Consider the following 26,616-nt stretch of genomic DNA (forward strand, 5'->3'; position numbering starts at 1 on the left):
CGCGCTATCTTTTGTTGAGAATATATCTACTCCGCGTTGACAATATTTTTTATATCGGGTGTCCAATGGTAGAGAACCGAATTTCCGTGGGGTGCATCTTCGCTTCTCTCACAGAGCGTTGAGACTGAGGTCCCGTCGGCGCATGCGCCGACGAGGACCTCGTAGATGTCTTCAACGTCGAGTTCGGCGTTTTCACCGAGAGTGAGAGCAACTTCCTCGTCAAGGGAGTTGACGAGGAAGTTAAGCAGCTGGTCTTCGTGGATTTCATCGTCTGTTTGCTGGTTGTTGGACACATCTCCAGCAAGCAGACGTCTCAACTAACCGGCTTTGTGATGTACTGAAATTCGAAATACACCACATTCCGCGAGAGGAGAACTGGGAAGCCGACGAGTTAGTGGAGCAGGCCTTCTCAGATTGAGCCACTGTCCATAGGGTTCATTCTCTTTTCTGGACTTTGTTAACAGCACCAATAAAAATAAGCAATACAATTATTATAACCAGCCACAACTGGTATGAGTGGAGAGACCACGATACTAACGAGTGAACGATAGAAAATGAGAGAATTATAATAGGGAATGCAGCCAAACGTTCAAAAATAGTAATTTCTCCCCTACCTATTGTCTTCTTTGAATGTTCCTCTGTTGGCTCATTTGCCGTCTTTTCTGATTCATTTTCTGTTTCTTCCCCCAGATTGACAGAACTACTGGTTTCGTCGCTACTCTCCGAATTCTGTGGCTCGTTATCTCGGTTGTCAATCTCTGTGGGCCCACTATATCCGAAAAGATGTGTACGCCTCTCTCTTCGCTCTTCCTCTGAGTACTTCCAGTTGGGAATAAAGTCGTCGTCTTTATCTACATTTTCAGGTTTTTCTGGCGTACTGGGATTTTGAGCAAAAAAACTGCTCGTTGAGTCTGGGAATTCGTAAGAGACGTTGTCTTCTATTTTCTTGGTCCAATTTGAACGACCCGGTTTAACCTCAGTTTTTAATAATTCTTCAACATTATTTTCCAAGATCATTTCACTAAGTCGATTCCCGTCTACGATTTTTACGTTCAAATCTCCGGCAAGGATCTGCCCTTCTGAGGTAACATCCCCTGTCGTTACGATAACTACTGTGTCGGCATCAGGTACTTGCTGATAGAGTGTAGCATATTTTCGAACCTCATTGCTTCCGACTTTATTCTTTCCAGAGTATCGCTTTACCTGTATCAGAACCTTTTCTGAAAGTGGAGAGTCTCTCGTCGCTTCGACATCGATTCCCCGATCGCCACTACCCTTACGGACGGTTGTTTGATAGCCCTGACGTCCCCAAACCTCTGCTACCAACTCCTCAAAATCGTACGGGTCCATCTGCTGGAGTTGGCGTTTGATTTTGCTCTCAGACATTTCTCCTACAATTGAGCGATGGTTCTTTTCTAACTACTTAACCTCTGGCTGTCACTAACCATCTCAACCGGTACACCTGATTGTCATAGTATCATATGCAGGAGTTGAACGAGTAATTCTCAGTACCTCACAAAGCATCAATACTGCTCTTGTTTGCAGGATACACAGCGTTGTTCTATATTGGTAGTGAAGGTGCAGTGAGAGCAAAATTCGGGATGTTTGGAACAGTATATGCTGCAGTCATGATTGACGCTATATTCATCGCGGTTATTACATTTACTGCGTTTGGCATTCGTATCCTCAGAGGGAACTATGGGGACGACGGGCCTTTGTCACCAGACGACCTCTAAAATCACCTACTCAAGGATAGATGTGCCATGCCCCTCGAAGTCACGTGGTCCGGCACGGGCCCGAGGTAGTTCCGACGGAATGTTTCACGTCCGGAGTAAGTCATCGCCCCCCCGCCCCACGCCATCGTCAGCTCCTCGGCGATAGGAACGCCCTCGAACGCAAGTGAGTAGAACGTGTCTGTCGCCCACGTCCGTCAGAGGTCGAGCATCCTGGTATTTCACGTTTCTACAGAAACGTGCAACTACGACGGACACTACACGCTCAGACACTCGAAAAGCGCCGTCTCAGACAACCCACTAAACCCGCCCGATGACTTATCCTGCGTGCTTGTCTAGAAAAACGTGAACCTATGCGAACCGAACGGAACAAGGACGGCACGTGGAACGTCTGGATGAATCGCACCGAGTATCGAGAGCTCCCGCGTCAAGCACACTCCGACCTCGCAGAAATCGCGCTCAGACTGATGGGCGACTCCGGACTCCGTGTCGCCGAAGTCCTCGACGTCACCCCGAACGACATCTCCCGGCGCACTGATGGCCGACACTACAAGCTCGAAGTCCAGAGTGGGAAAGACACCACGGGCGAGCACGCACACGGGAAGCAACGTGAAACGTGGCTTCCCATCGACCTCGAAGCGCGAATCAATCGCTACGTCCAAGACGACGACAACGACATCGGCCTGAACGACCCTGTCGTCCAACGCTCGAAACGTCCCCTTCAGGGTTGGGTCAACCGCGCCGCCGCCGCAGCTGCGGACGCGACCGGCGACGACGACTACCAACGCGTGTCCAGTCACGATCTGCGCCGCTGCTGGGCGCACCATCTCCTCGTCGAGGAAGGAGTGTCACCGCGAATCGTGATGGCACTCGGCGGCTGGTCCAGCTACGACGCCATCGAACCCTATCTCGCAGCGCCGTCAGAAGAGAATATCATCAAGTCGATGAGCAAGGTCTCTCTTTAAGTTCGTTCTTTTCTCGGAATCAGTAATAGATTGGACGTTTCTAAGCGATGAAGTCCAGAACAGAATCACAACTAGGACAAGCTACAACTGTCAAGTCTGGTCCACCACTTTCATCCTGCAGATCAGTAGTATACACGCTTTGTACCTCTTCTGAGCAATGTGGGCATTCTGGATAGCGCATGTCATAAAATTGACGGCCTTGCATATATCTCTATTCTAGCCCATGAAGTAATTCAGAATACTCTAATTAGAAGCTTATCTGAAATACCAACCCACAGAGACCGGTATTCAAATCCTGAAACACTCACAGCTTGTGGATGTACAGAACATCCCCTCCACTACCCTGAGCAAGACAGATTTCGTAATCACCAACCGATGTTCGTTTCCCAATANCTCACAGCTTGTGGATGTACAGAACATCCCCTCCACTACCCTGAGCAAGACAGATTTCGTAATCACCAACCGATGTTCGTTTCCCAATATCATACCCTTCTTCATCCATATCTTCCAAACCCACGTTCATTTTCTCTCCACCGATTACCAATTCATAGTCATCTCCACAGGTTGGACAAGGCATACAAGCTGTTGGAGTCCAAAGAACTTAGCTGTATTTTGGCCTTATTGCTTAACTTGGAGACCGTGGAGTGCGAGATCGAGGGCAATGTGCCAACGTGGATACTCGTCCTCGACGAGGGAGAGGAACTTGTTCTGTTCATCGCGAGAAAGCCACAGTCGCTTTCCCGACTTCAATGGGTATGGGCGTGCCTGCATGGTTCCGATCTTGGTAGTTGGCTCTGCTTCCCGGAACCTTAGCTAGTTTGGCCGGGCCAGTCTCCCCTGAAAAGACGCCGATTACGCGTCGTCGAGAAGCAGTTGGTTACGAGAATAGGCCATTCTCGGAACTAGTCGAAGGTCGAACGGTAACTACTGGCTCTGTACGTTCAGTACTACGTATGCATTGGTTGACTGCGTTAGAACCAGTCGTTCTTCTTGAGATAGAACATCGTAATTCCGCAAACGAAACCGCCTGTAGCTCCCTCGATGACTGCACCAGTCAACTCACCGTCGAAGAGAACCTTTTGGATGGCACCGACGACAACTACCCAGACAACAACGTTCGTGAAGACGAATACCCACGGATTTTCCAAGCCGAAACGGTGGCTCTCGTTCATACTTCAATTACTGAGTTCAATAATAAATGCGCGTGCCTACCGGATTGGTTTGGTAGAAGTCAGGTGAAATAAAGGCCAAACGAGATATGGTCAGATCAGACTCAACTTCCGCAAAACTCGAGCGACGGTCTCCCCACACCAGACGAGATTGGTCACAAGGTTGTAGCATAATTCATACGCTGCCGACCCATTCGTTCACGTAAGCACTATGGACTTCAAGAAGGCCGTCTGGGATCTTGAACGTCGGTATGATTTCGAGAACGATGGGTACTGCCGAGCGGTCAGCCGGTCGAACGCTCACCTTCAGGACTGATTTACCGTCTATTTTCAGCGCCAGCATTACATCAACAGCTACGGTTTGTGTCCAGCAAGTAACGACGCGAAGCTTGTCTGTGAGAATTCTTCCCGGTCGGTCAGTTCAGAAACTCCCGCTTGCTCAGCGATTTCCTCGGCAAATCGAACTCGGAGTTGATCTACTCCTCTTCGTCTTCCGGCTCGTCCGCGAGGGCAGCATACAGCACATGATTCTCCGCCCCATCTTGAGCCATCTGTTTTTCTGCTTCCCAGTTGACGCTCACACAGTATCTAATGGTTATCGCTGTGTTATGATTTCCGGTGAATGGCCTCTTAGACAGTCTCTGCGTTCACTATCCAAATCAGATTAAGTATGATTTGGTTAACTCGCCACAGACTGCATCGTATTCAAAATGAGAACTCGGCATTAGTCTCTGGAGAGGCAGATACACTATTCTCAGTCCTTCCGAGCCCACACAAAAGCAAGTCAAGAACTCGTTCGGCGTCTGTTCGATCCAACTGTTTCTCACCGTGAACGAGGTTGGAATATGATCCACCGACAGCCCACGTCTTCGATATCTTGGAACGCTCGGAAGTGTGATTTACTCGAAGATGGCAGTCACGTTAGCTCGTGATCTGTGAGAACTTTTCCAACGAGTCCTGTAGACCAAGCACCTCGTACTCGTCGATCCAGAACGTGTGAATTCCATCCTCTGAGAGCGATTTGAGGAAGGGAAGATAGGATTCAGAGGGCCGTTTGGTGAATACCAGACACTTGATCAGCTCCATTCCACGCCGCTCTGGGTCGTTTTGGACATCGAAGTACCCGTATTCGTGGAGCTGTCCGATAGCGGTCCGAATCTGACTTCGCTCGTTTTCGTCGTGGATGAACTTCGCTTCGGCGAGTACGAGGTACCCATCTCGACTCGCGAGGATGTCGCTGTGTTTCGTCTCTCCCGAGTCGAACCCGGCATTCAGCAGATGGTCCTCGAAGACGTCGAGTGCGTGCTCGTGTTCTATCCAGCCACTCATCGTTTGGTCGACCGACGAGGAATAGCTCACCGTCTCTGATGTCGACTGCTCTGGGTCGAGATTTCGGTCACGGGAGCGTTTCCGGATCGACGACGACTCTCTCGCCGATGTATCACCAGTTGCGTCTTGAGACTGAGGGCTCACCAGATCAGTTGGACTGTCGCCCCGGAGTCGCTCAACGAGTAGTGGGAACAGTTTTTCTGGGTACTTGATGTTCCCGGGCGAACCCTGAGCGGGGATTCGATACCCCGCTCGTTCGTCCATCTCTGCGAACGTAATCTTGTTCTCGTCGAGGCGGTGTACATCGGCCACCATCTCGTCAGTCGATTTGTCTGCGACGGGGACATCTCGGATCGAGTCGGTGTCACCGAACCAGTGAATCTCGGAGAAGTGAATGAGGAACGGGTAGTTCCCATCTTGATGGACTTCTTCCCACCATGCTGGCTCACTTTTCGTACTTTTCGCGCCGACCCGACCGAGCCCAATTACGGCTTTTCCAGCATCCTTCACCTCCCTTCTGGGGACATCGAGAAACTTGGATGCTGACGCATGGAACAGGAATATCTCTCCCTCTTCGATTGCTTCCCATGCATCTTCCTTGTCCGGCCTGAAACCCCAGTAACCAGTATGATATGTCGTCAACCAGTGTTCGATCGGGCCCGTGAGTTTCCGAAAGCCATCTGTGAAAAAGTCCTCCTCCATGGAATCGAGAATAGCTGTCAGGCAACTATAAGTGTTGCACACAATCGCCGGACGTGACAGGGTGAACTAAACGAGTTCTTTAGGCACGGCTCTGTTGAAATCCTCAGCCGCTGATAGTTTACTTAGGCCGTGCTGAGTGCTTTGGTGACCTCGCGGCCAGAGAACGTCCTCCGTACCATCTACTGCATAAAGTCGGGCAGTTCGCGGTTCTCGAACTCGTCGGGGTCGAGGCCGAGTTCTTCGAGGTCATCGTCGGTGATGGGCTCACCACCACCCTCGTGGAGAACGAGAACCTCCGCAAGCTGCGAAAGTGCTTCTGCTCGGGTGTCGCCACCACGTGCGAGACCGGTCTCGGTATCGCAGGCNTCGTGGAGAACGAGAACCTCCGCAAGCTGCGAAAGTGCTTCTGCTCGGGTGTCGCCACCACGTGCGAGACCGGTCTCGGTATCGCAGGCGGTGATGCTCCCGTCGTCTTCGCGGATGAACCCGACCCCCTCAAAGTCGTCGTCACCGTTGCGAGTCGCACTTGCCATACTAAACTCGAATCGGTCTCAGAGGATAAGCGTTCGGACGGCGAGGAATCCCGTTTAGGCCCTTTTTCAATTTCCACGGGTCAGGTATGAATGTATACCGCATCCTCAATGTATGCCCCTTCACACCCGTCAACGGTGAGTACCGTGGCATAGCTTCGGGTCGATTCGGCCAGTACCCGACACGGTTGCGGTCATGAGTCACAAGGAGTATAAGAAGACTTGAGGCTCGTTCACTCGAGACTCACGTAAATCATCCCCCAGTGCACGCGGTGATTCGGCTCTGAAACCCTCAGTCGCTGCTAGCTTGTCAAGGCCGTGCTGAATAGAGCGCGCTTAGTTATCGGCAGACAGTTCGTCCCTTTTCACGAGGAGAACTATCGCTATAACCGCTGCAAATGTCGTGTGTGACATCCTCAGAGTGTTAGTATCAACTACGTCCGAAAACTGAGTTAACACGATGACGAACGCGGAACCATAGAGAAGACACGGAACAATGAGATAAACCGTAAGCGCCCTGTTTCGCTCCATACCGACTAGTTTCTCGGACAAAACGTATATTCATCGGAGATTCGTGTTTTTACTATATTCAGCACGCGACATCTGTCCGGCCCTGGAGGTTTCAACAGATCCTTAGGCACTAATCTAAACTACTGATCTCCTGACCCTGTTGGAATACGTATAGCGACTAACGCGCTCGCATTAGAATAATCTGAACCGACCCAATATATTTCTACACTCGGGGCTGTAGTTTCGGCTATGAGCGACGAGTCGAACCGACGATGGACAGACGGCCTGTCGGCGGCCGAGCGCGTTGAAGCGGTCGCACTCACCGTGAGTGAACCGCGGACGACGAACTGGATCGCGTCTGAGGCCGAGGTTGCCCACGAAACGGCGAGTAAGTATCTCTCGCGGCTCGCAGACGATGGCAAGCTAATCGCTGATACACGCGGCCAACAGACCACCTACGAGCCCGACCCGATCAGCCAGTACCTCAGCGAGATGCGCGAACTCTACGAGGCGCACTCGCCCGACCAACTCGCCGCGAGCCTCGAAGAGATGAACGACCAAATTCGTTCGTGGAAGACAGAGTACGACGTTGAGACCCCCAACGAATTGCGAGCGAGCCTACGTCAGGCAGAAGATGAAGCAGACCAACGCGAACGCCGCCAAGCCGCTCGCGAGTGGGAGCACCTCGAGACGCGGCGTCGACTCGTCGAGGACGCACTTCGCCTCTATGATCGATTCCCGGGACAGGGACGTTCCGCCTCGGCATGAGAGGCCCCGGTATCGGATTGTCGAGTCGTAATTCTCACAGGCATACTCTTATCGAAATATATTTCATCCTGTTAACCTATTAGCCGGCAATGCCATCAGAAGGGTCTGTATCTGATGCGATCGAATTCTCTTATGACGGCCATCTCGTTTTTAACGGCCTCTACACTACGGCTCCCGCGAACCTCAATGTCGATGAAAGCGACATTGAAGCTATCCGTGACCGGATTGATGAGCTTCTCCCGCCGCTTGAAGCGGAGTACGATGGCGGCCCAAAGAACGGATTCCAGGATATCGATCTCGATTCGTACTTCGACCAGTATGATTTTGAGAGCGAAAACGCCCGGCTGAGTTCTGAGCATCGTAAACTTGCAGCTGAACTCTTCGACCGAGAATACGTTCGAGAAGAGTTCAGCGGCGCCACCGAAATCCAAACCGAGGATGGTCGCTTCACTGGAAAAGAGGTATCACGACATACAGCGTACGTCTACTGGCTCCTTCCGTCGCTGCTGATGGTGCAGGGAGCGAGGCCCGATCGAAGGAAAGCGATGGGGACGGTTAACGAAGCCGTCGGGATTACTAACGGGGGGGATGATGATAAACGACTCATCCGAATCGAGCCGCTCGAATTTGACCCACTCTTCTTGCTCTGGCTGCTGTACAAGGAGTGGCAAGACGAGTCCTTCGAGACTGGACTGACAATGGTGAATATCTCTGAAGTCGGGTTGCTCGGGAGCAATCGAGATTACTTCGGTAAATCTGCAAAGATCACTGGCTCGACAGACATATTCCAGTCATTGCCGTTCATTCAGGGACTCCTCAAAGCTAAGTTCCCAAACCAAGTCGCTGGGAAGTTCCAGGTCAGTGGCCAGACCCTCACAGTGGATATCCAACAGTCCGGTCGGGTGCATATCAAGGCGGATGAAGATATCCAGAAAGCAACCAAATTCGAACGGGTCCTGCTCGGAGTCCAACTCGTACGCGAACTCACCGAACTCCGACAGAATTGGAGTGATCTGCCGAAAGAGGACAAGTATCCCCCGCCCACATTCGCAGTTGAGCTGTACGAACGTGGGAAAGAACAGGATGTCACGATCGAGTTCCAGAAGAAGCTCGTGAAAAACCTCCTCGCGAAGCGTAAGGAGTCGCTTGACGATTGGGACCTCGAGTTCTCATGAACCCCCGACCAGTACCGAGATCCGAAACTGCCAGGTGGATGGAGAATGAAGAGGGAAGTGAATAACAATGGCTCGGACAAGAGATAGCGTCCGTGCGGTGGACGTCTATGATGCTGGAGAGCGCCGGCCGAGCCAGGGGCAACAAGGGAACATCGAGATCTCTGATCGCACAGATGACGAAGTAGATGTCCTGTATGAACCGCCCGAAGAGTACCCACCCCCGGACCAGGTAATCAGCCGAGGGACATTTGAATACACGAAAGATGGGATACTGGGAACGTCGTCCGCGTCTGGGAGTTTCCAACTCAGACCTGGCTCTAGGATGTTTGTGGTGCGGATGAGCGCCGGCTCGGCCCAACTTGGCGAGGTTGTTGATGCTCTTGACGAGAAACTCGATAGAGAGCTTGACATTAGCATCGATGTACATCGCGATCTCGCCGACTCTTCGAATGCAATTTGGAAATTGTTGGATGACGCAACGTGGATCGGCTCTGTAGTTATTCGCTTTCGTGGGCAGCGGAAACCGTTGGCTGAGTTACGCGAGGAGCGTGGCATTGGGCTTGAGGACGTGGCTCACGAATCCTCACTTCTTGAGGCAGACTTCATTCTCGAAACGCCTTGGGGCGACCCGGTCAATGTCATTTACGAGGAAGGGAAGATCGAAGTCGCCACAGGCGACGATACGACCCATGAGTATGTGCTTCAGCTGCTAGAGACTGCCCGTTCTCGATGACGCTAACGGGCTGGATACTCCGCGGGATCGATTCAAGACGTGGAACCGGCAGGTACCCTGCCTATCAACAGTTCCGTGAAGCGTACCACGACTCAAACGAGGTTACTCGAGCTGGCCAAATCCAAAGTGTGAGCTGGGTCCTCGNCCCTGCCTATCAACAGTTCCGTGAAGCGTACCACGACTCAAACGAGGTTACTCGAGCTGGCCAAATCCAAAGTGTGAGCTGGGTCCTCGCTATACTCAGCTTTCACTTCATGAGGAACTACATCCAGGGGAACCAGTTTGGCATTCAATACTCCGTTATTTCAGTCACCCTCATTGGGTTGCTCGGCTTAGCAATTTCATATGCGGGCATCCCGTTGTGGTTTTATTATCAAAATAAGCCATTCAAATTTTCCGTGAATTGGTTCCCGCTACAGGACAAGTCATATATGATAAAGGAATCCGAAGAAGGCGTCCTGCGACTTAGCCAAATCGGAGAGGAAGTCATCGCAGTTGTTTTACAACCGATGGGACGAGTTGATGGAGTCGATATTCAGCTCGTGTCGAGCAACCAAGAGATAGAGTTCAAGGTGGATGGTCCTCTGGGGAGTTCACTCAGTTCGTATCCAAACGGTAATGGGTTCTACACTCGTGAAGACGGTATTGAGGAGCTAATTACGCCCGTTTTGAGCGTCCAGAAGGACAACGACATCGGTGGTGGCCCAAACCCCTGGCTCTACCTAATCGACGTATCTGATGTGGATTATCAGCGTCCAGGGGAACTCTCAAATGAGCAGGCACAAAATATGGGAGAAGAGTTGATCGCAATTGAGGTGGAGGAATGAGTTCATCCCTCACTAATTTTCACGGACGATTGGTATTCCAGGCTTGCAGAGCCCGTGATGCTTCAGCTGAAAAAATACTCGGTGATCTAGTCAAATCACAGCCATTTTCGGACGTTGAGTACCCAGGTATTGGTCGAACTGGGTTTGAACGACTCCCGTTCGATTCCATCAATCAAGATTGCGATGAAAGGGCATTAGCGCTCTGTGGGCAGTCAACAGGGGCACGATTCCGCAAAGAATCGCTTGGGGAAGAGATTGAAGTATACGATCCTCGGCAAAGTCAACGCATCACAGCTCAGCCAATTTCTGAAAAGACAGCAGATCTGCTCACGACGACTCCAGAGACGGTATTGGTTCGTGGTTCAATGACAACATATCAACAAGTGTTCGAAGAGATTCAAGCTGCCGAGCCCGCGGGTGGGAGACTAAGTGAGATCTCATTCGATCCTGATTTCATGCTCTGGCTATTTTGGCAGTACAGCACAGGTCAGTCAATCTCGGATTTGACTCCGATTTCCTTGACGAGTGCAGATCTCAGTGGGCAAAGAGATATGTTTGGCAAATCGGCGCAGGTGTCTGAAAGTATTGATCTATCTTCCTCTCCACCCATATTGCTCGGCCTGCTAACCGGTCAGCACTTCCAATCAATCAGTGGAAAGTTCGAATACCACGGAGAGTTTATCGAGATGGATATTTCACAGCATGGGAGGGTTCATGTGAAAACAACCGGACAACTCGTGGATTTATCTATGCCTGAGCGTGTCCTCCTAGCTAGTGACGCGGTAAATAAGACCGTAAAAACGTACTCTCAGTGGACGAATAGACCCCCATCGAGCAAGTATCCCCCAGCGGAGTTCTTCAGTGATATGCTGGAACGACTTTCAGATCAAGATATTGAAGTGAGGTTCTCCACAGATCAGATCTTCAAAACGTACGCCGAAAAGAGGGCGGAGGGCTTTGAAGAATACACTAGAACGATTCGAGACGTTTGATTTGGAGACGGTAACTTCTCACAACTCCCCGTGCCTTGACCGCCACGATCGCCTCGCTTACTCTCTGCGCTTCCGAGAATCGAATCGGTACCGTAGGCCAAAGTGAGGCGACGTACGTCGGACCGTTGTGACGGAGGTAGATTTTTTTCTCCCGACACGACTCTTACGACCTGACTGTTTCATTCGTACACTCTTCCAATCAGTCTGTTCAACTCTTCTAGTGTGAAACAAAGAGTGATGGCGTACTGAATGCAGACCCTCTATTCAGCACGAGTTCGACAAACTAGCAGTAGCCGATGATCCCAACAGAGTCTCACTATCCCAAAGAGGCCCTCAAATCCCAACTTCTGCAGCGTCAGTCGTCGCCGTCTCGAACGACGAGTTATCCGCCGGCGCAATCCCGATATCGGCTAACGATCGCTCGATGAGCGGCTTCGCACGCTCAACGTCGACCATCTCGACCGTCTCGGACAGTCGCATCCGCGCCGAGGCCTCCGAAAGCCGCTGCAGCGCGTCGAGCTTTCGCGCCGTAATCGGCAACGGTGGTCCGTCGTATTCCTGTTCGCCCATCGCAGTCGCGTAGCGTTCCGGCAGCGACGTCTTCGTCTCGACGAACCACTCACGCATCTCCCGGGCGACTGCCGGGTCACGAACGACTGGCTGGACCTGCTTCGCGGCGGTGACGTAGGCGGTGAACTCGTCGCGGTCGAGTCGGACCGATGGCTCCGACTCATCTTCGTCGATGTCTTCCCCAAGTGCACGCCGGCCAGCACGATTCCGAGAGCTCACCATCTTTTCGGAGATGTCCCGAATCTTCGCTTCGTCTTCCTCCGAGCGAATCGTGAAGATGAGGTCGAACCGAGAGAGGAGCGGCGACTTCAGTTCGACCTGGTTGGCGATATCCTTCGACGGGTCGAAATGTCCACCCATCGGGTTCCCCGCCGCGAGGAGCGACGTTTCGGCCGGGAGCATCGCGTTCTTCCCCGCCTTCGAGACGTGCACCTGCTGGGATTCGAGCGCGGTGTGAAGCGCGTCGAGGTCGCTCGTCTCGCCCTTGTCGAGCTCGTCGACGACGGCGATGCCCTTGTTCGCTCGAACTAGCGTCCCCGCTTCGATGCTGAACTGTTCGGACGAGAACGAGTCTTTCACGATCGAGGCCGTGAGGCCGGCGCTCGACGAACCGGTCCCGTCGGTGAGCGCGCCGCGCGGTGCGACCTCGTAGGCCGCCTCGAGCAGCAACGTCTTCCCGGTCCCCGGGTCGCCGAGGAGGAACATGTGCGAGTCGCCGCGGTGGTGAGTGCCGTCCCGCCCCGTTCGCGCCCAGCCACCGAACTGCTGGAGCACCAACGCCTCCTTGACGTGTCGGTGGCCCTGGTGTGACGGCGCGAACGAATCGACGAGGAGTTCGAACGTGTTCGGCGCTGCTGCAACCTCGTCGATTATCGCTTCGTACTCGGAGAGGTCGGCGTCCTCGAAGCCNGAATCGACGAGGAGTTCGAACGTGTTCGGCGCTGCTGCAACCTCGTCGATTATCGCTTCGTACTCGGAGAGGTCGGCGTCCTCGAAGCCACCCTGTTCGACCGTGTAGCCCGTCCCGACGAGGTCCTTCTCGAACACCACGTCACCGGTGTACACCGGGTTCAAGCGGCCGAAGAACGTCGTCCGCGTCCCGCCTTCGACTCGCGGGCCTCCCGCCAAGCCACCGGTGAGATGGATGTCGATGTATTCGGTCTCACCACGGGCGTTCTCGGGTGGCTCCTGCAGGCGAATCTTCTGGTAGTTCGTCCACTCCGACTGCGTCTCGTTCAGTCGGAACGGCCCCTGCAGTTCACCCCCCTGACAGCGGTGCGGTTCTTGGAGCGACCCGAAGCCGTGTTGCGGAATATAGGTCATCGTCCCGCACCGGAGGCACTCGAACGCCGCCTCCTCGACCATCGGATTGACCGCGGTTCGCTTCGTAATCTGGCCTTCGAGTGCCAGCAGTCGCCCAATCCAGTCTTCGGGAGAGAAGCCCCCGACATCGAACGTCGCGTCGTCCGGGAGGTTCACGACCGAGACCGACGCTCGCGCCATCGGTTTCTCGCGTCCGGGAACGTCGAACTCTCTGACGACGTCTTCGAGTCGTTCTAGCGTCGTCTCCGGTCGGGCGACGACATCGCTCGCGATGCCCGACACGGCCGACAGCGAGAGCTCCGAATTGTCGTGTTCGGCCTCGTACCGCGCGATAGCTTGCCAATCGAGTTCGAGGCGCGTTTCCTCCGGATAGTCATTGGCCAACTCGTAGATGTCGTCGATCGCGACTGCGTTGAGGACCTCCTCGAGTCGCGCTTCGTAGTTCATCCGACCACCCCGAGGAGCGATGTCCAGTCGAACGACAGTGCCCGCTCGAACACCATCGAGACGAGCTCCCGGCCGCGGCCGACGTTGAGCGAGACGACGCCGACGACCAGCAGGCCGGCGAGCGTGAGAGCGACCACTTTCGCGTCGTGTGCGGCCGTCGACGCGACGCCGGCGACGAGCGACCCCGCTTTCGAGGCCTTGTGGACGTAGCTCACAGCGACCAGCAGGGCGAGCAGCCCCATCACCGAGACGCCCTCGATACCGAAGGCGGCGAACGCCGTTTCCAGCGTCGCTCGGATAGGGTCGATCACTTGTCGTCACCACCGATTCGGAAGACGTTCTCTGGTGCTTTCGCCTCAGCAATCCTCGTCTGCCGTCGCGTGTACCACCAGTACCCGAGGCCACCCACAGCGAGCATCACACCGAGCACCGACGCCAGTGGGAGCGCGGTGTCGAGCGCCGACTTCACCGGCCCTGTGATGGACTCTGGCGAGATGAGCAAGATGCCGACGAAGCCGGCGACGACGAGCGCCAACAGCACCAACGGTCGCTCGTACACCGGCTTCGAGCGCGTCGAGGATGTGCGCCGTTCGGTGTACGCGACTGCGCCTGCGACGATGACCAAGACGAGAGCGGCGACGAGACCGGGGTTCAGAACCGGCATTGCGGGGACGTAGTCGTTCGCGACGTCCGTGACGGAACCACCGCCAGACCCAAAGAATCCGGAACCACTGGATTCCGACTCGGTCGACGCCGACTTCCGGATGTGGAGAATCTCTTTGGAGTCGTCGTCCGCCAGCGACACGGTCTCTCCAGCGAGTACCGAATCACGTTGCGTTCCCTTCGTCGTCGAGTAGAGGAGGTAGGTGTCACCAGCAGACGGTGCCAAGAACTCGAAAGAAACGCCGTCGCCGAAGTGTTCACCGGGCATCACCGAAATCTTCGGTTCGGTCGTCGACGGTTCGGTGACTCGGAACCGAGCCTCTCCGGTCGCGACGTCGACACGAACCGGAACCGTCGAAACGCGGAACGTCGAGGACGCAGACGCCTCCGGCAAGTGAAGGCGGTGATATCCAGTTGCCGTCACCTCGTCGTATTCAGAATCGCCGAACGACTCGTTGTACGTGTAGTGGAGTCGAGTTTCGTCTGGAGACCCGCCCAACGAGAGATACGAGTCGTTTGCCCACGAGTCGAGTCTGACCTCGGAATCGAGGCGCTCACCGAGCGGCGTCGGGTCTGTCACTGTGAGAGAGCCGTTCGAGACCACCAACCTCTGTCCCCTGGCACGGAGCGAGACTGAATCACCACCAGAAACCGAGCCCATATCGACGACCAGTGATGTTCCGTCGAAATCGTAATCCGCCGGTGGCACGGTGGACCAACTTCCGCCGTTGTGCCGCTTCTCGATGGACCTGATTTGCGCGACGTTTCCGGCAAACGGAATCGAGAGGGTCACACCGGTTTGGTCACCGGTGAACGTCTTGGTGACGTTGTACGACTCTCGCCACTTCGAGGACTCGTAACTAACCGATTGCTGGTCGTGTGCTGTATGAGCGAGTGAGAGATTCACGCTCGGAGTCGGAGCGTCATCTGATACGGAACCGTTACCAACTCTGAAGCCAATATTGTTCTCTCCCGACTGGACCCACGATTCGTTTACCGACAGGTTTGCAGTCTGACCTTCAGACAGCGTCCCGGTGAATCCAGTCGAATGGTTGTTGATGATAATCGTCGGGTTCCTCGTCAAGGACACCTCCGTATAGTTGATTGTCACGTCGAGCTTTCCGGATCCTGACGCCGAAATCGTCGAAGTCGACGGAGAGAGCTCTATCGAACCACTCTGTTGAGTTGTCGTTGACCCGACCGAGAACGAACCACCATCACCGTCAGCGGTGATAGTCATGGCGTCAGTAGACGTTCCGGTATCGACTCTAATATTGTCGCCGTCTGCGGTTTCACCGCTTTGGTAGTCGTTGAAGTCGAAAANGATAGTCATGGCGTCAGTAGACGTTCCGGTATCGACTCTAATATTGTCGCCGTCTGCGGTTTCACCGCTTTGGTAGTCGTTGAAGTCGAAAACGATGTTCACAGAGTCATACGCCGACACATCCGTGTCGAAATATCGGGTCTGTGTAGAGCCAGAATATCCTGCGCTAAGTGTCGTGCCAGTTGTTGTGATGACCGTTCCGTCAGCTTCCTCTAAGCGAACCTCAACACTGGAACCGATATCTGAACCCGTGTCCTGAACGTCAACCCTCACTTTTTCGAGGTACGACACATCAGACACGTCAAGCGTTTTAGTGGCCGTCTCGCCTCCCGAGAGGTGGTAACCGCCTTTGTTGAATACTCTTGCAACAGGAGTCGCGGTTATCGATGCCGAATCAGCGAGATCAGACGCGAAGGAGATTGCCGCTGACGAACCCCCTTCGACCGAGAATGTTTCCGACTCTGTCTCAGTCAACCGACTTCCCTCGACCAGTGCGGTGAAATTGCTGACCGCATCGACCGAGTTAACCGAGTAGGAAATTGTGCTCCCGTTCGTTGCGCCAAACGCGTTGACGCTGATATCTCCCGAGAACGTCACCACGTTCGACGAGAAGTGCGCAACGTCGAACAACAACAGGCCGGCGTCGTACCGAACTGGCGACGACCATTCAGCACCGTCGTCGTGCGTTCCATAGATTCGCTCGGGAGTGTATCCGAGTGCGTCACGAACCGCACCGGCGTCTATCGCGACCGTCCGGCCAGTCGAGTGCACGTCGTCACGCAGCACCAACACGACCTCGCCACCGCCGACGGTCGTCCCGTTCACGTAGCCCGACGCACGACCGGGCGTCGTCGCGATGACTTCGAGCGACTCGGCATGGTCGGACGCCATCACCGACCCTTCCAAGTCTGCAGCTCGGAGTGGTGGATTCGTACCGACTGGGAAATCCTCTGAAACGTTCGCGTCAGGAACACCGACGAGACCACTCGGGGCGGCCGTCGCGACTCCGACGAACGGTGCCAGCGTCGACACCAGAATCATCGCGACCAGCAGCATGCTCAGCACCCGCTGGGGGGCCCCCAAAATGCCCCTCCCGGGGGGTATTTCAGTATCATGATTATAATACGCGCGCGGGAGGCGTGTCAGGTAATCCGACAGTTCCCGGAGATTTCGCCTCACGCCAGCTCACCCCCGATATCCGACCCCGACTTAAAGGACTGCGAAGTCGTTGGAATGCAAGCAACGACGACAGAACCAACGTCGCTTCCGGCCATCCTCACCACGACCTCCCCGTCCTCGACGGCTGGTTCTTCGAACGCCATCCCCTCGATTGGGGACGCCAACTCGTCGCCAACAGCCCCCGTCTTCGCTGATATCCCCCCCGAGCCCGGGTCTCGAACGTAGAGACGGTGGTCCATCTGGTTCTGCCACGAGGCAAAGACCGAATCGTCGAACTCTGGTTTCTCGTTCGAGTCAGCGTCGACGTCCGTCGACGACGCCGGTAGCTCTGCGGGGGCACCGAGTCGAGCTCGAAGCCATCGGTTCTCGTCCGCAGGTGCTTCTGGAACGTCCTTCCACCCGAAGTACGAGAACTTCGCGGTGTTGTAGCACAGCCCTGTGCCGATCGACAGACCCGACGTGAGGTCGGTCGTCATCGGGATGTTGTCGAAGCCGACCGGCCACGTTCCGCGGACCTTCTTAAGCGGGTTCGGCGACCCGTCCGGCATCTGAATCCGCCACTTGAACTCGCGCCGAATCTTCTCGTGGACGTTCTCTTCGTAGTGGCCGAGGTAGTATTGCGAGAAGCGAGCGCGTCGCGACTCGGCCCACAGTGACCGCAGGAGATCGATTTTGTCCCACAGTCGACGGCCCGGCGAGTTCCGGGCGGACTGCGGGACGAAGTCGCCGACTTCGTCGAAGATGAGCGCCGTCCATCCCATGTGCGTGCCGTGTTCTGTGCGCGCGAGGATGAACGCGAACCACCAGTCGGTGAGCGGCGTCGCGTGCCGCCCTTCCGACGGGTCTGCCTCCCACGTTGGGATGAACGGGAGCGGCTCGCCGACGCGTTGGGTCTCTTCTGTGAGTTCACGGCAGCCTGAAAACGACGGGTCGGGATAGACGACGTTGAACGTCCCGGGCTTCTGTTCGGCCAGCTTGTCGACGAGGTCGAGGACGTCGTCGTAGTATCGGACATCGCGAACGACATCCTCGATGGCAGCCTCGTACCGACCATCGTCTTCGTCTTCCCACGTCGCCTCAACCGTCGCGTGCTCGGGGAGCCAGACAGTCGCCCCCTCTTTGAGACGAAGCCACTCGGAGCGTGCAGGAGAGCCGCGCCAGATGACTTTGTTCGCGTTCATCTCGTCGACGAACGGGAAGTCTTCCATCAGCCGAATCGCGAGCGACGCGGCCTTTGTTGACTTCCCCGACCCGCGGTCGCCCTTGATGAACGCGTCCGTTCCACGCGGTGTCGTCGTCACGTCTGGCTTCCGCTCGTGGACGACGAGGTCGGGGTAGACTCCCGACTTAACCTGCCCCGGTTCTGGGACGAACTCCTCTGGATCGAACGGAGGGATGCCGAACTTCTGGCGCATCTCGTACGCGTCTGTCTTCCAATGCTTCGGGGCAGTGTGAGAGACGGCTTGTTGCGTCCTCTCGCCCCAGTCGTGCCCCCGTGGAGGGGTCGAATTGTTTCGTGCTTTTGACATAGTTATCCACTCGGAACGTGGGTCTCTTTCGTCGCGTTCTGTGCCNGTCGTGCCCCCGTGGAGGGGTCGAATTGTTTCGTGCTTTTGACATAGTTATCCACTCGGAACGTGGGTCTCTTTCGTCGCGTTCTGTGCCACCTCGGTTGCGCGGTTAGCCACCTGCCGAGCTGACGCGTTGAATCCGGACAAGACGAACTCGGCAGCCCACGACTCTCGGAAAAACCGAGCACGCTCACCGCCGTCGAGCATCATCCGACGGACTGGGAGTTCGAAGTACGCGGCCTCGATGACGTCCGAATCGACCTCGGCGTAGCTCGCTTGGACGACCTCTTGGCCCCACTCGACGAACGCATCCTCGTCGACGAACCCCGCGAGGAGTTCGTCGAGGAGTGACGACATCCTGGCTTCGAGTGTTCCAAGCTCGGGACGCATGGCCGGGTGTGCCTGCGTTCGGACGTTTGGCATCGGTCCGTCGTCGTCATCGTCGAGGTAATCCTTTGCCGACCACCGGAACTCGCGGTGAGACCGACGAATGGCCGGAAGGAGGTCCATGACGGCGATAGACCGACGGACTTCAGCGGCCGTCGACGTCGAGAACGTCTCGGGGGCCTCTCGAATCGTGCCCCACGGTTCGTCGAGGAGGGCGGACATTGCGCCGGACGACGAGACGATTTCGGCGAACCATTCGTCGTCGAGCGCCCCAAGCGTGTGAATCGTCACCTCCGACATCCACCGCAGGACGTCGGAACGCGTCTCGAACCCGTCCAGAAGTTGTTGGAACGTGTCGCGCTGGTCGGCCGACAGCTTTGCAAGCGCTCGACGAGGCGCACCATCTGCATCGGTCTCAGACTGGAACGGACGACGATGTCGACGGTGAGTATCACTCATCGTCCTGCCCTCCGTCTGTGGTGGCCGTTTCCCTGTGGTCACCGCCGATGTACCGTCGCGTGACGGTGTCCATCTGCGAGGCTTCTGCGCGGTCAGACAGCGCCTTGTTCTCCGCTTTGTTCTCTGCCTTCTCGGCGTGGAACCGGTCGAACAGCGTCTCCCACGACTTCACGTCCCCAATCTGGTCGGCGTGTTTCAGCATCGCCGCGAGGGCGTTGCCATAGTGGACCGGCGCGAGGTCAACGCCGAACCGGCCGGAGACCGGGCGCATCACCTTCGTCGCGAAGAGGACGCCCCCGCCGATGAGGAGTCCGAGCGACGGCGAATCGAGGAGGACGCTTCCGAGGAGCCACGACGCGCCGAGCGCGGTCACACCGCCGAGAATCGCCGTCGCGTTCACGTCGAGGCGACCCTCTTCGTCGCGGGAGATGAGTTCGGGGAAGCGAATCTCGTGGCGTTCGGGTTCGTACTCGACCGGGGTCTGGGACTCGGGGTCGAGGAAGAACAGCTCCTCGTAGGGGCCGCCGTTCACCTCGATAGACGTTTGCGGCCGGCCGTTCGTCGCCATGTCCGCCCGAGCACCCCGAGCGCGGGCGTAGAACCGCGCCAGTCCGCGTTTCACCGCCGACCGGATGCCATCCGGGCCGCGGACCATCCGCTGTGGGTAGACGTCGGCGATGAGTCGGCCGGGAACGGCGTCCATGTCGACCGTCTGTCGGCCCTGCGACCCGCCGTCGGTCGCGAGGTCATCCGCGAGCGGGTCGGGACGGTCGTCGCCGTCCTGTGGCGCGGCCTGACGGACCATCGAGTCCATCCCGTCTTTCGCCCGGAGGCGGACGAAGAGCGCGAGATAGCTGTCGTCGCCGAACCACTCGGTCGCGAGGATGCCGAGGAAGATACCCCCGATGACGCCGAGCATCCACGGCGCGCGGATGAGCGACGACGAGACCTGCCGCCAGAACACGACCATCGCGGTGCCGATACCGATGAGCGCCAGTACCCACGCCAGAAGCGAGATGCCGGGATTCCCGCGGGCCTTCTCGACCGCGCGGCGACCGACGAACAGCGTCACCGACGTGAAGCCGGCAAAGGGGAACGCGATGAGGCCGATCGACCACGCCAGCCGCGACCCTTCCGAGTTCGTCTCGATGGGCTTCGCCGCCTTCGTCGAGGCGTGGTAGAACATCCAGCGCTTCGCGCCGGGGTTGGCGAGACAGTTCGGCTCCCCCGGCTCTTCGACGCACATCGTCGTCCGAACCCGGTCGTCGTAGTGCGGCAGCAGGTCGATGCGAATCGGCTTCGAGTAGCCCGCCGAGACAGTGACCGTCTGGGAGTGCGTGGTGACGTTTTTCGCGACTTCCTCCTCGACGACGGTCCCGTCCGAGAGCTCCTTCGAGACCGTGCCCGCCTTCCAGTAGGCGATGCGAACGGTCACGTTCTCGGGTTCGACGCCGAAGGCGCGGCGGGACTCGAGTCGGACGTAGTTGCGGCGGACCGTCTCGCCGGGACGCAGGAACGACCACATCGGCGAGTCATCGCCCTCGATGACCAGCAGTCCCGTCGGGAGCGACTTCACGCCGTACTGTCCGAAGCTTCCGCTCGCTCGGACCGAGTCGGGCGCGTTCGCCGGCTTCTGGCCGCGCTCGTTCAACTGTTCGAGAGTGAGCCCCGAGTCCGCCTCAGTCGCCGTCTCGTTGGACTGTGCGACTGCACCGACCGGAACCAACAGCGCAACCAGCACCAGCGCCAGCAGCGCGAGCCTCGCGGGTCGTCTCATTCGAGACGCACCTCAGAAGGTCCCCCGCCGGAGGCCCACGATGCCGCCGATGCCGAGCGCGACGATGGCGATGCCGACGAACTGAATCGTCGACAGCGGGACGACACCGGAGAGTCCGGCGGTACCGACCACGCCGACGATGATGCCCGAGATGAGTTCCGGCGCGTTGACGAAGAGGTCGCCCAGCACGGCACCGAGGTCACCCAGCGACATCCCGGCCTCGTAGAGGCCACCGAGGACGCCCACGGTGAGCGCCGAGAGGAATCCGACCCCGCCACCGATGGCACGCTTGGAACGCGCTCCGACGCCGGCACCGACTTCTGAGGCGGTCTTCTCGTCTTCGTACTCCGCCCACGCGAAGCCGACGAGCACCAGCGCCGCGAGGCCGCCGAGTACGGTCAGCCAGTTCGACGCCAGCAGTTCGAGGACGTTCATCGACCCGTCTCCGTCGACGTCGGTTCAGTTTTCGTTCGATTCGTCGTCTGCGTGTTACTTCGTTGCATTTCGTGAACTCCTGAGTTTGAACAGCGAAACCGCGAGCATCCCGAGCGCCGCCGCGAAGAACAGCGCGTTCCACGGCAGCGCCGGGAGTAGTTCGGGACCGATGAATCGCGTGAACAGCGACGCGATGCCGTACCAGTCGCCCGAGAGCAGGAACGCCGGGTCGAGCGTCAGGAACGACTTGAGGTAGAGTGCCGCACCGGCGAGGACGCTGCCGAGAACCGCCGCGCCCCGTTCGAGTGGGTTCTGTTGGTCGTCGCTCACGGGAGCAACCCTCCGAGACCGGGGACCGCGTCGACGATGACCCGGACGACCAGATAGACGACGAGCGTCGCGACCGCCGCCAACAGCGCCGACGCGAACCCACCGGCAATCGGCGCGGCGAGTCCGGCGTCCATCAGCGGGCCGGCGAGGAGATCGCGGAACATCGTCGGTAGCTCCAGAACCGGCGTGAATCCCTCCCACGCGCTCGTACCGGCCGTTCCGAAAGCCGACTCCATCACGGTGGTCGTCGTCGCGACCGCCGAGTCGACGGTCTCGAACGCGAACTCCGCGGGCCGGAGAAAGACGTTCGTCACGACCCACGTCCCGATGGTCGTCACGATGAACGTCGCCGGTGCCTTCAGGAACGACTCGAGTTCGTCCGGGTTGTCGGAGAACGACGTGAGCGTGCCCAAGACGCTGAGGCCGCCGTCGTCGCTCTCGGTGTCAGTATCAGCTGTCTGGTCGGGTCCGGAAGGCGCGCCGGAGTTGTTGTAGGTCTCGCCACCGGTGTCCGACGCGTTCACGAGACGACCCTCCGCAAGTCCCAGATAGTCGCAACGATGGCGAGCACGGCGACCGCCTCGAGGGCCAACAGCACCGGCGCAAACGGGCCGAACTCGACCGCCGCGACCGCTGCTGCTCGCCAACTATCGGCCACGAGTCCCGCACTCTCGCCGAGTGCGTTCGAGACGAACGCCGTCAGAAACCGCCCGACGAAGTCGACGAGCGCGACCTGCGCGCTCACCAGCACGGACAGCAGTTCGATTTGGACCGACCCGAAGAGCGTCCCGGCCGCCGCGAGGAGCGTTCCGACGAGTCGCTTGACCCGGATAGAGCCGTCGTCCGCGACGTACTGCGCGGCGTCAGTTCCCGACACGAGTCACCCCCAGGTGCCGTCGGGAGCCGACCGCGCCGCGGTCGCGTTGCTGACCCATCGTCATCACTCCTCGTCGGTGGAGTCGCCGTCTTCGTCGTTTCCGATGACCGGCAGGTCGACGCCGAGCCCCGGAACGTCCGAGTCCCGGCGGTCGAGATACCACGTCAGGATCATGACCACGCCGATGGCGACGATAGCCGCAATCCACGGGAGGAACGGTCCGAGTTCGGCGAACGGCCCGGTGAGGAGCGAATCGCCCGCCGATTGGAACGACGCCGAGACGAACTCCGCCGGGTCGCGAGTCAGCGCAAATACCCACGCCTCGCCGCCGATGCCGAAGGCGTCTAACAGCGTGACGGGAAGGTTGACGACCGACTCGCCGAGTGCGATGACCGCCGACCCGGCGAAGACGGCGATGCCGCTCACGGTCGCGATGAACGCCTGCCCGAAGTTGTCGAATCGGTCGGCGAAGTCGATGTAACTCCGCGCGCCGTCGAGGCGCGGTCCGCTCGACCCGCCCGACCCGCTCGACGACGAACCACCCCCAGAGCCGTCAGGCGCGTTCACCACCGCTCAAGCCCCCGAGCGCTTCGATGCGATGCCGACGGTCGCGGCGATGGTCGCGAGGCCGGCGGCGATCCAGTTCGTAAAGCCGGAGAGGAACGAGAACCAGCCGCCGTCGTCCGACGAGAAGCCTGCGCCGCCGAGCGCCGACGGCTGCATCGCGTCGTACTGGTCCTCGGTCACCTTGTACTCGTACTTGATGACCGTGTCCTGACCGGGCTGGACAGTGTCGTCGAGCGTGACCGACGCGTTCAGCGACGTGTACAGCGCCGTCTTGTCCGTCCACGACTCGATGTCCTCGAACGCGGTCGACTCCGAGACACCCTCGGCGAGTTCGACCGAGAGGACGCGGTCGCGTGTCACCGACTGCTCGTCGGTGAGCGTCGGGAACTGGTAGTCGAGGTCGTACACGTCCGGCAGCGCCATCCGGTACTGGACCGTGACGGTCCCGAAGTAGCCGGGGTACTTGTTGCCGGTCTCTTTGAACTCGACGTCGACGTCCTCGGCGTTGAGCCGCTCGGCCGTGAAGTTCGCGTCGAAGGTCAGCCCCTTGATGTCCGCCGAACTCGCCCACGACCCGAGCGAGGAGAGCTCGTTCACTGCGAGCGTTCCCGAGGCGTTCTTCTCGTACACGTCGACCGTCTCGAGTTCGTCGTCATCGTCCGTGTCCGCGAGACGCGTGCCGAGCTTGTACTTCGAGAGCTTCTCGAGGTTCAGCATCGACATCGTCACGTCCGCGTCGCCGTCTCGGACGACGACCTGCACCGATTCGAGCGTCCCGACGGAACCGTCACCCGCGGTGACGAGGTCCATCTGGCCCATCTGCTCTTGGAAGACGTAGCCCGAGCCGGTCGCGTTCGCGATGAGGTTCGAGCCCGACGTGCGGGACGCGTTGATTTCGGCCGCGTAGTAGTCGCCGTCGTCGTCGACCGCACGCAGTTCGACGACCGCACCGGCGTCGAGTTCGGCAACGTCGACGGCGGTCGCGAGATGCTTCTTCTGGATGTCGCTGTCGATGGAGAAGTTCGAGAACTCGAAGACTGCGACGTCGCCGTTCGTCTGCGAGGTCGTCGAGAACCGCACGCCGTCGACGCCGGACGCCGGCGAGTCGGACATGAGCGTCACCGTGCCCGCCGTGTTGGACTCGTTGACCGTCCACTCGCTCGCATCGAGTGCGGAGACGTTCTCCTTGTCGACCGGGAACGCGCCGAAGTCCGCGGCGTCGACGTGCGTCGGGTAGAACGAGTACGGGTTGTCGACCGAGTCGTTCACCTCGGCGTCCGCGAGGACGAGCTCACCGTCGTTGTTCTCGTAGCGAAGCGGCGAGTCCCACGAGGCGTTGTGCGTCGCCTTCGTGAGTTGGACGCCGTACTGCGGGTTCGGCGTCGCGTCCGCCGAGAAGTCGATCTCAGAGGACGCGTCGGCGGCCGCGGCCGGCGTGGTCAACAGGAGGACGGCCATCGCGACCGACAGAAGCGAGAGCAGGCGACTACTCCCCGACATGGCTCACCCCCGCTGCGGCGGACCGGTAGGCGATGACGCCGACTCCGGCGGCGGCACTCGCGGTGACGAGCGCGGCGACCTGCATGCCGCCGCCCGCCGACGCCCAGAGCCACCCCGCGACCGACGCGAGCAGCATCGCCCCCGCCATCGCGTAGTCTCGGGTCTTGCCGGCCAGTCCGTAACCGTCGACGCGACTCCGGGTATGTGCGCGCACCCCGCCGTCGGTTTCGAGGTCGTCTTCGACGTAGGACACGCACACGTCGGTCGGGAGTCGGACGCGTGGGTCGGTGGATGCGTCCACGTCGACTTCGATGTCTCCCTCGAGGTCGGCCACGGCCATCGCATGGGTGTGGCCGTTCGCGGTGACTGCTACGTCACCCATCGAGCTGGTCCTCCGTCGCCTCGATGGTTGCTTCGTCGGACGCGAAGAGCGACTCCCACTCTTCGACCTCCGAGCGTCGGTACTCGACGATTTCTCCGTGAACTCCAGTCGGAGTTCGGTCAGCTCCCTCAGTCATGGTTCGCCGGCGACCTCGTTCGGCGTCGCCGACGATTCAAGAAACGCTAGAAGACACGATAAGACGCTGAAAATCCGGACCTGTCGGGAATCGTTGGGGCCCGTCTCGCGCCGTCAAGACGGGTCATCTCACCAAGATTGTTATCTAGATTGGTACAGCAGGTTCGTCCATGGCAGTCACCGAAACAGACGCCGAACGAATCGAAGTCCTGCAAGCGCTGTTGAACGCCGACAAGCGGTCGGCATATCGGTCAGGGAACGGCATCGTGATTTCGCCGCCGCAGATCGAAGCCGGCGTCGAGTACGCTGTGTTTGGTGGCGACGTGGACGTTCCTGATGTGTTGGAGGAGCAGTGTGTCGCGAAGATTTACCGGGTTGATGGCGCGGGTTCATCGCGGTAGCTGTATACTGTGAGTTCACCACGGAGTCGACATTCATTCAGCGGACTCTGTTAACATCCGGTTTTGACAGAACATTCGTGCAACAGGGGCCGAATCAGCACACTCTATCTGAGCGAATTTCCGCCATCTCGTCGGTCGTAGTCAGGATATCGGCTCAAACGAGCTACTGTGTTGCCTCATCGATAGCCTTGACGAACTCTTCGGCGTGTTGTGACCCGAGGAGGACTGAACGCCCATCCGTTCGTTCGATCCAGATNCCGGATCCCCCAGCCCCCAAACTCACGTAGTGGTTTGTACTGCTTGGACTCGTAGTGCTCAATCTCCATCCACGTGATTCGACGGAATGACCGGTGAAGAGGCCACATTTTGAAATAGACACCGTCAACTCTCACCTCTGTCTGGAGGCGAAGACTATAGACGAGTCCAGCAACCGGTACGATGACAATTAGTCCGGCCCAGGAGATGGGTCCAGAAACGACCATGAGAAGTGCAATCCCTCCAAGAAGTGCCCAGAGCCATGGCTGGCGAAACCGTTGCACTTCACGAAATACCGGGGCATCGTCCATGAGTAGGTCGTACAGAATAGTCGCTACTCGGTAATGTGGATTCGGGTCCCGAGGTGAAATCCATCGGAATGAACGCTCTATTCAGTATCGATGCGACGGCTCCCCTCGCTTCGCGTCGGTCCCTAGAGTACGCATACAAATAGGTACACACGAGAATCGCCGCGCCAAGGCCGACCAGATTCTGCAGGAGATCCGTGACCGTCACGACGAACATGGGCGAGAACACGCTGTAACACCCGAGGCCGCCAAAGAGACACATCGTGAACCGCTTTCGAACCCAGTACAGTTCG

At 57.9% G+C, this 26,616-nt stretch carries 25 protein-coding genes and 1 pseudogene; 7 read left to right on the plus strand and 19 right to left on the minus strand.

The window, feature by feature from the left end:
* Positions 1–65: 65 nt before the first annotated feature.
* Positions 66–293: pseudogene (locus C454_RS02615) on the minus strand (ISH3 family transposase); the annotation flags it as partial.
* A gap of 142 nt (positions 294–435) precedes the next feature.
* On the minus strand, positions 436–1,350 hold the full coding sequence (locus tag C454_RS19705) for a restriction endonuclease (RefSeq protein WP_004972393.1): 915 nt from the start codon (positions 1,348–1,350) through the stop codon (positions 436–438).
* 736 nt (positions 1,351–2,086) lie between these two features.
* Here C454_RS19705 and C454_RS02620 point away from each other — a divergent pair.
* Entirely contained in the window at positions 2,087–2,698 is a 612-nt protein-coding gene (locus tag C454_RS02620; RefSeq protein ID WP_004972394.1) for a site-specific integrase, read from the plus strand.
* A gap of 394 nt (positions 2,699–3,092) precedes the next feature.
* Here the strand turns inward: C454_RS02620 and C454_RS20240 are convergent, their stop codons facing one another.
* From C454_RS20240 to C454_RS21220, 4 genes are all read right to left on the minus strand, one after another.
* Positions 3,093–3,275: a hypothetical protein gene (locus C454_RS20240; RefSeq protein WP_152421507.1), complete on the minus strand. Its 183-nt coding sequence runs from the start codon at positions 3,273–3,275 to the stop codon at positions 3,093–3,095.
* Positions 3,276–3,669: 394 nt separating this feature from the next.
* On the minus strand, positions 3,670–3,870 hold the full coding sequence (locus C454_RS02630) for a hypothetical protein (protein WP_004972396.1): 201 nt from the start codon (positions 3,868–3,870) through the stop codon (positions 3,670–3,672).
* A gap of 918 nt (positions 3,871–4,788) precedes the next feature.
* Complete coding sequence (locus tag C454_RS02635; RefSeq protein WP_004972398.1) at positions 4,789–5,898, minus strand: hypothetical protein; 1,110 nt, start codon at positions 5,896–5,898, stop codon at positions 4,789–4,791.
* A 179-nt stretch (positions 5,899–6,077) separates the two neighbouring features.
* The gene (locus tag C454_RS21220; RefSeq protein ID WP_004972401.1) at positions 6,078–6,431 is read right to left on the minus strand and encodes a type II toxin-antitoxin system HicB family antitoxin; all 354 of its coding nucleotides are present in this window, start codon (positions 6,429–6,431) and stop codon (positions 6,078–6,080) included.
* Between the two features lie 756 nt (positions 6,432–7,187).
* On the opposite strand from C454_RS21220, the gene C454_RS02650 reads away from it, so the two are divergent.
* From C454_RS02650 to C454_RS20255, 5 genes are all read left to right on the plus strand, one after another.
* Positions 7,188–7,706 carry a DUF7342 family protein gene (locus tag C454_RS02650; protein ID WP_004972404.1) on the plus strand — a complete coding sequence of 173 codons (519 nt, stop codon included), beginning with the start codon at positions 7,188–7,190 and terminating at the stop codon, positions 7,704–7,706.
* An 89-nt stretch (positions 7,707–7,795) separates the two neighbouring features.
* Positions 7,796–8,881, plus strand: coding sequence for a hypothetical protein (locus tag C454_RS20245; protein WP_152421508.1), 1,086 nt, complete (start codon positions 7,796–7,798; stop codon positions 8,879–8,881).
* 67 nt (positions 8,882–8,948) lie between these two features.
* On the plus strand, positions 8,949–9,614 hold the full coding sequence (locus C454_RS20250) for a hypothetical protein (RefSeq protein WP_152421509.1): 666 nt from the start codon (positions 8,949–8,951) through the stop codon (positions 9,612–9,614).
* Positions 9,615–9,832: 218 nt separating this feature from the next.
* Positions 9,833–10,441, plus strand: a complete 609-nt coding sequence (locus C454_RS02670; protein ID WP_004972417.1) for a hypothetical protein — start codon at positions 9,833–9,835, stop codon at positions 10,439–10,441.
* Positions 10,438–11,433 carry a hypothetical protein gene (locus C454_RS20255; RefSeq protein ID WP_152421510.1) on the plus strand — a complete coding sequence of 332 codons (996 nt, stop codon included), beginning with the start codon at positions 10,438–10,440 and terminating at the stop codon, positions 11,431–11,433. Before C454_RS02670 ends, C454_RS20255 begins: the two co-directional genes overlap by 4 nt.
* 333 nt (positions 11,434–11,766) lie before the next feature.
* Here the strand turns inward: C454_RS20255 and C454_RS02680 are convergent, their stop codons facing one another.
* The 13 genes from C454_RS02680 to C454_RS20510 form a co-directional block, all read right to left on the minus strand.
* Positions 11,767–13,773, minus strand: a complete 2,007-nt coding sequence (locus tag C454_RS02680; RefSeq protein ID WP_004972422.1) for an ATP-binding protein — start codon at positions 13,771–13,773, stop codon at positions 11,767–11,769.
* Positions 13,770–14,084, minus strand: coding sequence for a hypothetical protein (locus C454_RS02685; protein ID WP_004972425.1), 315 nt, complete (start codon positions 14,082–14,084; stop codon positions 13,770–13,772). The genes C454_RS02680 and C454_RS02685 overlap by 4 nt, the downstream gene beginning before the upstream one ends.
* A 2,851-nt stretch (positions 14,085–16,935) precedes the next feature.
* Complete coding sequence (locus tag C454_RS02695; protein ID WP_004972432.1) at positions 16,936–18,354, minus strand: hypothetical protein; 1,419 nt, start codon at positions 18,352–18,354, stop codon at positions 16,936–16,938.
* A 207-nt stretch (positions 18,355–18,561) separates the two neighbouring features.
* Positions 18,562–19,356 carry a hypothetical protein gene (locus C454_RS02700; protein WP_239639882.1) on the minus strand — a complete coding sequence of 265 codons (795 nt, stop codon included), beginning with the start codon at positions 19,354–19,356 and terminating at the stop codon, positions 18,562–18,564.
* Positions 19,349–21,133 (minus strand): hypothetical protein, encoded by a 1,785-nt coding sequence (locus tag C454_RS02705; RefSeq protein WP_004972435.1) that lies wholly within the window; start codon positions 21,131–21,133, stop codon positions 19,349–19,351. Before C454_RS02705 ends, C454_RS02700 begins: the two co-directional genes overlap by 8 nt.
* A 12-nt stretch (positions 21,134–21,145) precedes the next feature.
* Positions 21,146–21,568: a hypothetical protein gene (locus C454_RS02710; RefSeq protein ID WP_004972437.1), complete on the minus strand. Its 423-nt coding sequence runs from the start codon at positions 21,566–21,568 to the stop codon at positions 21,146–21,148.
* A gap of 54 nt (positions 21,569–21,622) precedes the next feature.
* The gene (locus C454_RS02715; protein ID WP_004972440.1) at positions 21,623–21,898 is read right to left on the minus strand and encodes a hypothetical protein; all 276 of its coding nucleotides are present in this window, start codon (positions 21,896–21,898) and stop codon (positions 21,623–21,625) included.
* Positions 21,895–22,422, minus strand: coding sequence for a hypothetical protein (locus tag C454_RS02720; protein WP_004972442.1), 528 nt, complete (start codon positions 22,420–22,422; stop codon positions 21,895–21,897). The genes C454_RS02715 and C454_RS02720 overlap by 4 nt, the downstream gene beginning before the upstream one ends.
* Positions 22,419–22,775: a hypothetical protein gene (locus C454_RS02725; RefSeq protein ID WP_004972444.1), complete on the minus strand. Its 357-nt coding sequence runs from the start codon at positions 22,773–22,775 to the stop codon at positions 22,419–22,421. Before C454_RS02725 ends, C454_RS02720 begins: the two co-directional genes overlap by 4 nt.
* A 63-nt stretch (positions 22,776–22,838) precedes the next feature.
* Positions 22,839–23,342, minus strand: coding sequence for a hypothetical protein (locus tag C454_RS02730; protein ID WP_152421511.1), 504 nt, complete (start codon positions 23,340–23,342; stop codon positions 22,839–22,841).
* A 6-nt stretch (positions 23,343–23,348) separates the two neighbouring features.
* The gene (locus C454_RS02735) at positions 23,349–24,842 is read right to left on the minus strand and encodes a hypothetical protein (protein WP_004972450.1); all 1,494 of its coding nucleotides are present in this window, start codon (positions 24,840–24,842) and stop codon (positions 23,349–23,351) included.
* Positions 24,829–25,224: a hypothetical protein gene (locus C454_RS02740; protein ID WP_049904928.1), complete on the minus strand. Its 396-nt coding sequence runs from the start codon at positions 25,222–25,224 to the stop codon at positions 24,829–24,831. The genes C454_RS02735 and C454_RS02740 overlap by 14 nt, the downstream gene beginning before the upstream one ends.
* On the minus strand, positions 25,217–25,360 hold the full coding sequence (locus C454_RS20510; protein WP_160163079.1) for a hypothetical protein: 144 nt from the start codon (positions 25,358–25,360) through the stop codon (positions 25,217–25,219). Before C454_RS20510 ends, C454_RS02740 begins: the two co-directional genes overlap by 8 nt.
* Positions 25,361–25,529: 169 nt before the next feature.
* On the opposite strand from C454_RS20510, the gene C454_RS02745 reads away from it, so the two are divergent.
* Positions 25,530–25,760, plus strand: coding sequence for a hypothetical protein (locus tag C454_RS02745; protein ID WP_004972454.1), 231 nt, complete (start codon positions 25,530–25,532; stop codon positions 25,758–25,760).
* The last annotated feature ends 856 nt before the right edge of the window (positions 25,761–26,616 follow it).

This window comes from Haloferax gibbonsii ATCC 33959 (assembly GCF_000336775.1).
GTDB lineage: Archaea > Halobacteriota > Halobacteria > Halobacteriales > Haloferacaceae > Haloferax > Haloferax gibbonsii.

Bases quoted from the DNA above. Each gene is read 5' to 3' on its own strand.
- C454_RS19705 (WP_004972393.1), bottom strand. From the start codon at position 1,350: ATGGACCCGTACGATTTTGAGGAGTTGGTAGCAGAGGTTTGGGGACGT.
- C454_RS02620 (WP_004972394.1), top strand. From the start codon at position 2,087: ATGCGAACCGAACGGAACAAGGACGGCACGTGGAACGTCTGGATGAAT.
- C454_RS20240 (WP_152421507.1), bottom strand. From the start codon at position 3,275: ATGCCTTGTCCAACCTGTGGAGATGACTATGAATTGGTAATCGGTGGA.
- C454_RS02630 (WP_004972396.1), bottom strand. From the start codon at position 3,870: ATGAACGAGAGCCACCGTTTCGGCTTGGAAAATCCGTGGGTATTCGTC.
- C454_RS02635 (WP_004972398.1), bottom strand. From the start codon at position 5,898: ATGGAGGAGGACTTTTTCACAGATGGCTTTCGGAAACTCACGGGCCCG.
- C454_RS02650 (WP_004972404.1), top strand. From the start codon at position 7,188: ATGAGCGACGAGTCGAACCGACGATGGACAGACGGCCTGTCGGCGGCC.
- C454_RS20245 (WP_152421508.1), top strand. From the start codon at position 7,796: ATGCCATCAGAAGGGTCTGTATCTGATGCGATCGAATTCTCTTATGAC.
- C454_RS20250 (WP_152421509.1), top strand. From the start codon at position 8,949: ATGGCTCGGACAAGAGATAGCGTCCGTGCGGTGGACGTCTATGATGCT.
- C454_RS20255 (WP_152421510.1), top strand. From the start codon at position 10,438: ATGAGTTCATCCCTCACTAATTTTCACGGACGATTGGTATTCCAGGCT.
- C454_RS02695 (WP_004972432.1), bottom strand. From the start codon at position 18,354: ATGCGCCAGAAGTTCGGCATCCCTCCGTTCGATCCAGAGGAGTTCGTC.
- C454_RS02700 (WP_239639882.1), bottom strand. From the start codon at position 19,356: ATGAGTGATACTCACCGTCGACATCGTCGTCCGTTCCAGTCTGAGACC.
- C454_RS02705 (WP_004972435.1), bottom strand. From the start codon at position 21,133: ATGAGACGACCCGCGAGGCTCGCGCTGCTGGCGCTGGTGCTGGTTGCG.
- C454_RS02710 (WP_004972437.1), bottom strand. From the start codon at position 21,568: ATGAACGTCCTCGAACTGCTGGCGTCGAACTGGCTGACCGTACTCGGC.
- C454_RS02735 (WP_004972450.1), bottom strand. From the start codon at position 24,842: ATGTCGGGGAGTAGTCGCCTGCTCTCGCTTCTGTCGGTCGCGATGGCC.
- C454_RS02740 (WP_049904928.1), bottom strand. From the start codon at position 25,224: ATGGGTGACGTAGCAGTCACCGCGAACGGCCACACCCATGCGATGGCC.
- C454_RS20510 (WP_160163079.1), bottom strand. From the start codon at position 25,360: ATGACTGAGGGAGCTGACCGAACTCCGACTGGAGTTCACGGAGAAATC.
- C454_RS02745 (WP_004972454.1), top strand. From the start codon at position 25,530: ATGGCAGTCACCGAAACAGACGCCGAACGAATCGAAGTCCTGCAAGCG.